Annotated in this window: 1 protein-coding gene; it reads right to left on the reverse strand. The window is 45.1% G+C overall.

Features of this window, described 5'->3' with window-relative positions; translation table 11 throughout:
• Window positions 1–126 precede the first annotated feature (126 nt).
• Complete coding sequence (locus R7P67_RS25770; protein WP_031815664.1) at window positions 127–1,029, reverse strand: Dyp-type peroxidase; 903 nt, start codon at window positions 1,027–1,029, stop codon at window positions 127–129.
• Between the last annotated feature and the right edge of the window lie 96 nt (window positions 1,030–1,125).

Consider the following 1,125-nt stretch of genomic DNA (forward strand, 5'->3'; position numbering starts at 1 on the left):
AAGGCCTTGGATACTTATCGACCAAGAAACAGAAAGGTTTAGCGTTTTTTGAAAAGAGATTGGAATGAGAGAATAGAAAACAAAAAACCCTCCGAATGGAGGGCTTTGGAAACTTTTAACTATTAATTACTTAATGGCCAGTTCTGCTAGCATTTCTTGTGAAGGAGCGAAGAAGTAAGCGCCTGTTACTGCTTTAGTGAAGCGAAGCAGTTGGTCTGTTTTACCGTCGGTTACACCGTACATGCTCCCTAGCATCACTTTGATATTGTGAAGGGTATTGCAGTAAGAGATGAACAACAGACCGTGCGCGCCAGTCACTGTGCCGTATGGCAAGCTATGACGAACAATCTTCAAACCTTTGCCTTCTTCTTTAATATCAACTCGACCAACGTGAGATGCTGCCGGTACGTCTTCTAGCTCGACTGAATCTGGTTTTGTACGACCAATCACTTTCTCTTGAGCTTTAATATTTAGGCGATTCCAAGCTGGCAAGTTGTGCTCAAAACGCTGAACCATAACATAGCTGCCACCAGCATATGGGCCATCTTTTACCAATGCTACGTCAGCGCGAGCGTCCCCTTTCGGGTTTTCTGTGCCGTCGATAAAGTCCGTCATGTCACGTGCATCTAGGTAGCGGTAGCCGTACGTTTCATCCACGACCGTCACATCTTCTGCAATATCGGTTAGGAATTTGCGCAATACGTAAAAGTGCAAATCGTGGCGAGTAGAATGGCAGTGAATAAGCACATCAACATCTGTTGTTGGCGCAATAATGTCGCCTTCACCAAGTTGCGGGAAATCAATCAGCTCTTCTGGTGCGTCAATATTTAGGTGCTGCCAGAATGATTTGGTGAATGCGATGGAAATCGTCAGATTAGCGCCCGGTTGACTGTTGTTTAAGTCTTTAACCAGCTCAGGAAGCGCTTTCAGTTTCGCCAATACGTTTTCACGGTTTTGGTTCACTTTTAGTTGAGTGTACAGTGCAAATGGCCCGGCTTCTGGCACGATCGCCGTTTGAGCTTGTGACATTGAGGTATCCTCTATACTTTGCCCCATTGCGGGAAATTATTGTTTTTAATTTTTTGAAGGCTGTTTCGCATCGTGCTCAAGCTGTGGCACGTTAAA

Source organism: Vibrio sp. Vb0937 (assembly GCF_033338855.1).

Excerpts from the sequence above, each read along its gene's own strand:
- R7P67_RS25770 (WP_031815664.1), bottom strand. The coding sequence starts at position 1,029 with ATGTCACAAGCTCAAACGGCGATCGTGCCAGAAGCCGGGCCATTTGCA.